We start from the raw sequence: 8308 nt of genomic DNA on the forward strand, positions 1-8308 counted from the left end.
GGGGCGGCGGTGGGCGTCTCGCGCTCCGGGCCCGCCTGCCCCTTCGAGGTACGCGCAGGCTTGAACGCCATGGCTCACCGACCACCTTTCCCTACCAGATCCGCGATGAGCGGCCGGATGCGACACACCATGAGACCCAGCGACAATAACACTCGCCCCGGGCCCCGGATTTCATCGGATTTCCCCGGTCCGACGTGCGATTTCGCCCTGCCCCGTGGCACCCTGCCGGGATGGGTACGACCTCGCTGGTGATCGTGGACGCGGCCAATGTGGTGGGCTCGGTTCCGGACGGCTGGTGGCGCGACCGGCGCGGTGCGGCGGAGCGGCTGCGCGACCGCCTGGTGGGCTACGCCGAGTCCGGTCTGCCGGGCCATCCGGGCCCCGTCGAGGTGGTCCTGGTGGTCGAGGGCGCGGCCCGCGGGGTGGAGCCGGTCGCGGGTGTACGGGTGGAACCGGCGCCCGGCAGCGGGGACGACCGGATCGTGGAGCTGGCCGCCGGGCGCGCGCCGGGCCGCCCCTGCCTGGTGGTGACGGCCGACCGGGAGCTGCGCCGCCGGGTGGAGGAGCACGGGGCGCGGTGCGTCGGCCCGCGGGCGGTGCGTCACCCCGCCGGGGACGCGACGGGCGCGGACTGAGCGCGGACGTACAGCACGGCCCCGTCGACCGTTCCGGCCAGCGGCTCGTAGTGGGCCGCCAGCAGGCGGCGCAGGCTCGGGAGGCGTTCGGGGGCGTACGGCTCGCCCCGGGAGTCGTCGACGATCAGCACCGGCGGCCGGCCGGCCAGCTCCGCGCGGAAGATCGGCCAGGAGCCCTCCACCCCGTACTTCTCGCCCACCTGGGGGCCGTCGCGACCGCCGCTGTAGTTGGTGAGCAGCCCGGCGGTCAGATAGCGGGTGGCGGGGGTCCGGCCCGCGAGCCAGTACGTCTCGGGGTGTATCCCCCACACCAGGACCGGTTCGTCCGGCGCCGAGCGTGCCCGTACGGCCGCGGCCAGGCGCTCGGCATGGGCCAGTTCGGGGCGCGGGGCGAGCAGACCCCAGAGCAGGAAGAGCGCGCAGGCGCAGGCGGAGGCGAGCAGCGCGGCCGTGAGCCGCTGCGGCGGGAGGATCTGGAGGGCGGCGGCGGCCAGCAGCACCAGCGGCGGGACGAGCTGGAGGTAGTAGTGGCCGAAGAAGTGGAAGCCGGTGAGGACGGCCCCCGCCGAGGAGGCCAGCCACAGCCAGACGTCGGGGGCGCCGGTGCGGGCGATCCGCAGCACCCGCACGACGGGCGGGACGAGTCCGGCGCAGGCGAGGGCGAGCAGCGCGGTGTTGGCCAGTCCGCGGGCCAGGACGTGGAGTTCGGAGCCGGTGAAGGAGGCGTAGGCGCCGGAGCCGGTGACCGTCCAGAAGAGGAACCCGGCGGGGCCGGTGAGCAGCGCGCCGAGCAGGACCGGGCCGCACAGTCCCGCGCCGGTGCGCAGCAGGGCGGGGCGGCGGGGTGAAGCCGTGCGCCAGAGCAGCCAGAGCACGGGGACGAGCGCCGCTCCGCCGGTCTGCTTGGTGAGGACGGCCCCGGCGACGGCCAGCCCCGCGCGCGCCCACTGGCCCCGGTCGGCGCAGCGTACGGCGGCGACCGTGAACGGCAGCATGAACACCTCGAACGTCGCCGCCTGGGTGTCCTCGGGGTTGAGGCCGATGGAGACGAGCAGGTGGAGCACGCCCGCGGTCCGGCCGGCGCCGTCGCCCCAGCGGCGGCGGGCGGTGGAGGCGAGGAGTACGGCGGTGAGCAGCTGGGCGCCGACCGCCGCGACCCGCAGGGGGCCCAGCGAGGTGTCGCCGAACACCGCGAAGGCCGCCTCGTACAGCCAGGGCAGCAGCGGCGGCTTGCGGTCGACGACCGTGTCGTACAGCGCTCCCCCGGCGGCGAGCTGGCGGGCCTGGACGGCGAGATAGCCCTCGTCGGGGTTCCACAGGGAGTGCCGGAAGGAGGGCAGCCGGGTCAGTACGGCCAGGGCGGCGAGCGCGGGCAGCAGCCGCGTCCAGTAGCCCGCCCCGCGCCCGGGCACCGGCTCCGCACGCTGCCGCGGCACCCGTGACGTACGTACGGAGTGTGACGGGGCGAGGGGGCCGACCGGCGTACGGTGCACGGGATGCACGCTATCCGGCCCCGCAGTTCCCACCGAAGCAGGACATACGGGGCCGGGCGATCAACTCCGGGAACCGACTGTCGTCACTCCGCGTTGATACGGCTGTGGGACCGTCCGTACAGGAAGTAGACGACGAAGCCGATCACCATCCAGATCCCGAACCGCAGCCAGGTCTCGGCGGGGAGGTTGAGCATCAGCCAGAGCGAGGCCGCCACCGACAGGATCGGCACCCAGGGCACCAGCGGGGTGCGGAAGGCGCGGGGCAGGTCGGGCCGGGTGCGCCGCAGGATGATCACGCTGATCGCGACCACGACGAAGGCGAAGAGGGTGCCGATGTTGACCAGTTCGGCGAGCTCGCTGAGGCTGGTGAAGCCCGCGAGGACGGCGATGATCACGCCGAGCAGGATGGTCGGGCGGTGCGGGGTGCGGTAGCGGGGGTGGACGCGCGAGAAGAAGCGGGGCAGCAGCCCGTCCCGGCTCATCGCGAAGAACACCCGGGTCTGGCCGAGCAGCAGGATCATGCAGACCGTGGTGAGGCCGACGGCTGCGCCGAAGCTGATGATGCCCGCGTAGAAGGGGTGCCCGGTGGCCTTGAAGGCGTCGGCGAGCGGGGCGTCGATGGAGAGCCGGGTGTAGTGCTGCATGCCGGTGACGACGATGGAGACGGCGACGTACAGCGTGGTGCAGATGAGGAGCGAGCCGAGGATGCCGCGTGGCATGTCCCGCTGCGGGTTCTTGGTCTCCTCGGCCGCGGTCGCCACGATGTCGAAGCCGATGAAGGCGAAGAAGACGACGGAGGCGGCGGTGAAGATGCCCATCACACCGAAGTTGGTGGGCGCGTACCCCGACATCAGCTCGATCAGCGGTGCCTGGAGGCTGCCCCCCGCCTCCTGCGGCTGGGCCTTGGGGACGAACGGCTTGTAGTTGTCGGACTTGATGAAGAAGGCCCCCGCGATGATCACGATCAGCACGACGGTGACCTTGATGGCCACGACCACCGAGGTGACGCGCGCGGAAAGCTTCATGCCGAAGACCAGGATGGCGGTGAGCAGCAGGACGAGGGCGGCGGCGAGGATGTCGAAGCCGAAGCCGTGGGCGCCCTCGCGCCCGGCCAGCGCGTCCGGCAGATGCCAGCCCGCGTTGTCCATCAGTGAACGGACGTACCCCGACCAGCCGACGGCCACCACCGCGGTGCCGAGGGCGAATTCGAGGACCAGGTCCCACCCGATGGTCCAGGCGGGCAGCTCGCCGAGCGAGGCGTAGGAGAACGTGTACGCGGACCCGGCCACCGGGACCGTGGAGGCGAACTCGGCGTAGCACAGCGCCGCCAGCGCGCAGACGACACCGGCCGCCACGAACGCGAGGGCGACCGCGGGTCCGGCGTTCTCCTTGGCGACCTTGCCGGTGAGGACGAAGATGCCGGTGCCGATGATGACACCGACCCCGAAGACCGTCAGATCGAGCGCCGACAGCGACTTCTTGAGTGCGTGCTCCGGTTCCTCCGTGTCCGCGATGGACTTCTCAATTGTTTTGGTCCGAAACAGACCGGTACCAGCCACCTTGTGCACCTCCGCTAGCTCATGTCCCCGCCATGATCGGGACGTGGAGCGGTACGGGTACCGGGCAGCGGCCTTAATTCACGCGATTGGGCCGGTTCAACCACCCGTACAGAGCGATCGAACCGGCCCGTCGACCGGTGCGCGGCGCCGGCGGCCACCGCGTGCGGAAGGTGTCAGTCGCGCGCGGGCTCCACGGCGCTCGCGCTCTCCAGCCCGCTGAGCCTGGCCACCAGACCGGTGACCTGGCGCGCGATGTCCGGCGCCGTCAGCCCGATCTCGGCCATGACCTCCTTGCGGGAGGCGTGGTCGAGGAAGCGCGGCGGGATGCCGAAGTCGCGCAGCGGCACGTCCACGCCCGCGTCGCGCAGCGCCTGGGCGACGGCCGAGCCGACACCGCCGACGCGGCTGTTGTCCTCGACGGTGACGACGACCCGGTGGATCTCGGCGAGCGGGGCCATCGCCTCGTCGACCGGCTTGACCCAGCGCGGGTCGACCACCGTCGTCGAGATGCCCTGGGCGTCGAGCAGGTCGGCGATCTCCAGGCACATCGGGGCGAGCGCGCCCACCGAGACCAGCAGCACGTCGGGGCGCTCCGCGCCCGCCTCGCGCAGCACGTCCATACCGCCGACCCGGCCGACCGCCTGGACGGCGGGGCCGACCGCGCCCTTGGAGAAGCGGACCACGGTCGGGGCGTCCTCGACCTCGACGGCCTCGCGCAGCTGGGCGCGCACCTGGTCGGCGTCGCGCGGGGCGGCGATCCTGAGGTCCGGGACGACCTGGAGGATCGACATGTCCCACATGCCGTTGTGCGAGGCGCCGTCGGTGCCGGTGACCCCGGCGCGGTCCAGGACAAACGTCACTCCGCACCGGTGCAGGGCCACGTCCATCAGGACCTGGTCGAAGGCGCGGTTGAGGAAGGTGGCGTAGACGGCGAAGACGGGGTGCAGACCGCCGGTGGCCAGACCCGCGGCGGAGACCGCGGCGTGCTGCTCGGCGATGCCCACGTCGTAGACCCGGTCGGGGTAGGCCTTGGCGAACTTGTCGAGGCCGACCGGCTGGAGCATGGCCGCGGTGATCGCGACGATGTCCTCGCGCTCCTTGCCGAGCTTGACCATCTCCTCGCCGAAGACCGAGGTCCAGTCGAGGCCCGAGGTGGAGATCGGCAGACCGGTGTCCGGGTGGATTTTGCCGACCGCGTGGAAGCGGTCGGCCTCGTCCGCGAGGGCGGGCTGGTAGCCGCGGCCCTTCTCGGTGAGGCAGTGCACGATGACCGGGCCGCCGAAGCGCTTGGCGCGCGTCAGCGCGGACTCCAGCGCCTCGATGTCGTGGCCGTCGATCGGGCCGACGTACTTCAGGCCCAGGTCCTCGAACATGCCCTGGGGGGCGATGAAGTCCTTGAGCCCCTTCTTGGCGCCGTGCAGCGTCTCGTAGAGCGGCCTGCCGACGACCGGCGTGCGCTCCAGGAGGTCCTTGCCCTTGGCGAGGAACCGCTCGTAGCCGTCGGTGGTGCGCAGGGTCGCCAGGTGGTTGGCGAGGCCGCCGATGGTCGGCGCGTAGGAACGCTCGTTGTCGTTGACGACGATGACCAGCGGGCGGTCCTTGGCGGCGGCGATGTTGTTCAGCGCCTCCCAGGCCATACCGCCGGTGAGCGCGCCGTCGCCGATGACCGCGACGACGTGGTCGTCCCTCTTGAGGACCTCGTTGGCCTTGGCCAGGCCGTCGGCCCAGCCCAGCACGGTGGAGGCGTGGCTGTTCTCGATGAAGTCGTGCTCGGACTCGGCGCGGGCCGGGTATCCGGAGAGCCCGCCCTTCATCTTCAGCTTGGAGAAGTCCTGGCGGCCGGTGAGGAGCTTGTGCACATAGCTCTGGTGGCCGGTGTCCCACAGGACCTTGTCCTTGGGCGACTCGAAGACGCGGTGCAGAGCGATGGTGAGCTCCACGACACCCAGGTTGGGGCCGAGGTGCCCGCCGGTCTTGGAGACCGCGTCCACGAGAAAGGTCCGGATCTCAGCGGCCAGCTGGTCCAGCTGCTCCGGGCTGAGCCGGTCGAGATCGCGCGGTCCCCTGATACGGGTAAGCAGCGGCACCCGTGCCTCCTTGCATCCGTGCTGGTCGAGCATGCCGATTTGGCCGAGTCTAATGTTCCGTCCGCGACGGCGGTCATCGGGCGGTGCGTTCGGCACCACTCGAATGGCTGACATCCGCGCCCACGCACAGATGTGCCCGGCGCCGCGAGGGGCACCGGGCACGTCCGTGGTCCGTCTGTGGCATCCCCCCTTGCCCCGCAAGGGGCGGGAGGGGGTGCGGGCCGCTGGTCAGGCGCGACCGGCGGACTTCTGGGTCTTGCGGGTCACCGCGTCGATCACGACGGTCGCGAGCAGTACGCCACCCGTGATCATGTACTGGATCGGCGAGGCGATGCCCTGCAGGGCCAGGCCATACTGGATCGACGTGATCACCAGCACACCGAGCAGCGCGTTCCAGGTGCGGCCACGGCCACCGAAGAGGCTGGTGCCGCCGATGACGGCCGCCGCGATGGCGTTCATCAGGAGCTCGCCGCTGCCCGCGCCCTGGTTGGCCGCGGTGATCTTGGAGGCGAGGAAGAGACCGCCGATGGCCGCGAAGGTGCCGGAGATGGCGTAGATCGAGGTGCGGATCATCACGACGTTGATGCCGGCGCGGCGGGAGGCCTCGATGGAGCCGCCGAGCGCGAAGACCTTGCGGCCGTACGCGGTGCGCCGGAGGACGAAGTCGGTGAGGACCAGGACCGCCAGGAAGAGCACCACCGCGAGCGGGAGGCCCTTGTACTGGTTGTAGACGGCGGCGGCGCCGACGGCCGGGACGGCGAGCAGCACCGTGCGCAGCACGATCTCGCTGAAGGGACGCGAGGGCACCCCGGCGGCCTCGCGGCGCCGGCTGTCCAGGAGCGAGGTGAGGAAGAACGCCGCCACCGCGATCACGGCCAGGCCGTAGGCAGCCGCCACATCGCTGAAGTAGTAGCTGGTCAGCTTGGCGACCAGCCCCTCGGAGTCCAGGTTGATCGTGCCGTTGCTGCCGAGGACCTGGAGCATGAAGCCGTTCCAGAACAGCAGACCGGCCAGGGTCACGGCGAACGCGGGCACGCCGATCCGGGCGAAGACGAAGCCGTGGATGGCACCGGCCACCGTGCCGGTGAGGATCGCCAGGACCAGGGCCAGCCACTCGGCCATGCCGTGGGTGACGTTGAGCACCGCGAAGGTGGCGCCCGCGACACCGCTGACCGAGCCGACCGACAGGTCGATCTCCCCGAGCAGCAGGACGAAGACGATGCCGGTGGCGATCATGCCCGTGCCGACCATGGCGACCGAGATGTCGGAGAGGTTGCCGGCGGTCAGGAAGTTCGAGTTCAGGCTCTGGAAGATCGCCATGATGACGATCAGGCCGACGACGACCGGCAGCGACCCGAGGTCGCCCGCCTTCATCTTGCGCTTGAACTCGGACAGGTAGCCCGCGAAGCCCTGCTCGCGCACGAGCAGACGGGGGTCGACGGCCGTGACCGCCTCGTCCGCGGCCGGCGGCGCGTCCACGGGGGCCTCGTGCGGCTTGTCGAGGTGGATGGGGGCGGTCGGGTCGGCCGCCTCGGCCTTGTCCACGGGGGAGGTCTTGTCGGTGTTCACTTCTGAACCTCCGCGTTGCGCGCCGCACGGCGGGTCACGGCGTTGTCCGTGGCGCCGGTGATGGCGGAGATGATCTCTTCCTGCGAGGTGGTCTTGACCTCGAAGACGCCGTTGTTGCGGCCCAGGCGCAGCACGGCGACCTTGTCCGCGACGGCCTTCACATCGGCCATGTTGTGGCTGATGAGGATGACGGCGTGGCCGCGCTCGCGCAGCCGCTCGACCAGGTCGAGGACCTGCGCGGTCTGCTCGACGCCGAGGGCCGCGGTCGGCTCGTCGAGGATGACGAGCTTGGGCTCGCCGAGCATCGAGCGGGCGATGGCGACGGTCTGGCGCTGGCCGCCGGAGAGCGAGGCGATCGGGATGCGGACGCTCGGGATGCGGATCGAGAGCGTGGTGAGCAGCTCGCGGGAGCGGCGCTCCATCTCGACCTCGTCGAGGATGCCGCGCTTGCGCAGCTCCCGGCCGAGGTAGAGGTTGCCGACGACGTCGATGTTGTCGCAGAGCGCGAGGTCCTGGTAGACGGTCGCGATGCCGAGCGCCTGGGCGTCGTGCGGCTTGTTGATCTGTACACCGCGGCCCTCCCACTCGATGACGCCGTCATCGATGGGGTGCACACCCGCGATCGTCTTGACCAGCGTGGACTTTCCGGCTCCGTTGTCGCCCACCAGGGCGACCACTTCACCGGCGTGGACCTCAAGCTCTACGTCGGTGAGCGCCTGAACGGCACCGAACCGCTTGGAGACCCCGCGCAACGCCAGCACGGGCGTAGCGGACACGTGAACCATCTCCTTCGCCGCCTGACCGGCGGGGATGCCGCGCCCGAGGAGGAGGGCGCGGAGGTTTGAGCAGAAGAGAACGAGGAGGAGAAGCGTTCCGTCCGGCGCCCCGCCCGATAGCGGGGGCTGAGAAGGAGGGCAGGGCGCCGGACGGAACGCTTCTCCTCCTCGTTCTCTTCTGCTCAAACC

General features: G+C 71.1%; 6 protein-coding genes. 1 reads left to right on the forward strand and 5 read right to left on the reverse strand.

Features of this window, described 5'->3' with window-relative positions; all coding sequences use genetic code 11:
* The first annotated feature begins 230 nt into the window (after nt 1-230).
* Nucleotides 231-635: an NTP pyrophosphohydrolase gene (locus ACJA3G_RS23670; RefSeq protein WP_406555044.1), complete on the forward strand. Its 405-nt coding sequence runs from the start codon at nt 231-233 to the stop codon at nt 633-635.
* Here the strand turns inward: ACJA3G_RS23670 and ACJA3G_RS23675 are convergent.
* From ACJA3G_RS23675 to ACJA3G_RS23695, 5 genes are all read right to left on the reverse strand, one after another.
* Nucleotides 602-2128 carry an ArnT family glycosyltransferase gene (locus ACJA3G_RS23675; RefSeq protein WP_406555045.1) on the reverse strand — a complete coding sequence of 509 codons (1527 nt, stop codon included), beginning with the start codon at nt 2126-2128 and terminating at the stop codon, nt 602-604. The genes ACJA3G_RS23670 and ACJA3G_RS23675 overlap by 34 nt on opposite strands.
* A gap of 83 nt (nt 2129-2211) precedes the next feature.
* Nucleotides 2212-3687, reverse strand: a complete 1476-nt coding sequence (locus ACJA3G_RS23680; RefSeq protein ID WP_406555046.1) for an amino acid permease — start codon at nt 3685-3687, stop codon at nt 2212-2214.
* Between the two features lie 173 nt (nt 3688-3860).
* A complete protein-coding gene (gene dxs / locus ACJA3G_RS23685) occupies nt 3861-5774 on the reverse strand; it encodes a 1-deoxy-D-xylulose-5-phosphate synthase (RefSeq protein ID WP_406555047.1) in 1914 nt (637 codons plus the stop codon).
* Nucleotides 5775-6002: 228 nt separating this feature from the next.
* On the reverse strand, nt 6003-7283 hold the full coding sequence (locus ACJA3G_RS23690; RefSeq protein ID WP_406555048.1) for a sugar ABC transporter permease: 1281 nt from the start codon (nt 7281-7283) through the stop codon (nt 6003-6005).
* A 56-nt stretch (nt 7284-7339) separates the two neighbouring features.
* Complete coding sequence (locus tag ACJA3G_RS23695; RefSeq protein ID WP_101390667.1) at nt 7340-8128, reverse strand: ATP-binding cassette domain-containing protein; 789 nt, start codon at nt 8126-8128, stop codon at nt 7340-7342.
* Nucleotides 8129-8308 lie beyond the last annotated feature (180 nt).

The organism is Streptomyces sp. YS-3, assembly GCF_045257485.1.
In the GTDB taxonomy this organism is placed as follows: domain Bacteria; phylum Actinomycetota; class Actinomycetes; order Streptomycetales; family Streptomycetaceae; genus Streptomyces.

Bases quoted from the DNA above. Each gene is read 5' to 3' on its own strand.
- ACJA3G_RS23670 (WP_406555044.1), top strand. From the start codon at position 231: ATGGGTACGACCTCGCTGGTGATCGTGGACGCGGCCAATGTGGTGGGC.
- ACJA3G_RS23695 (WP_101390667.1), bottom strand. From the start codon at position 8,128: ATGGTTCACGTGTCCGCTACGCCCGTGCTGGCGTTGCGCGGGGTCTCC.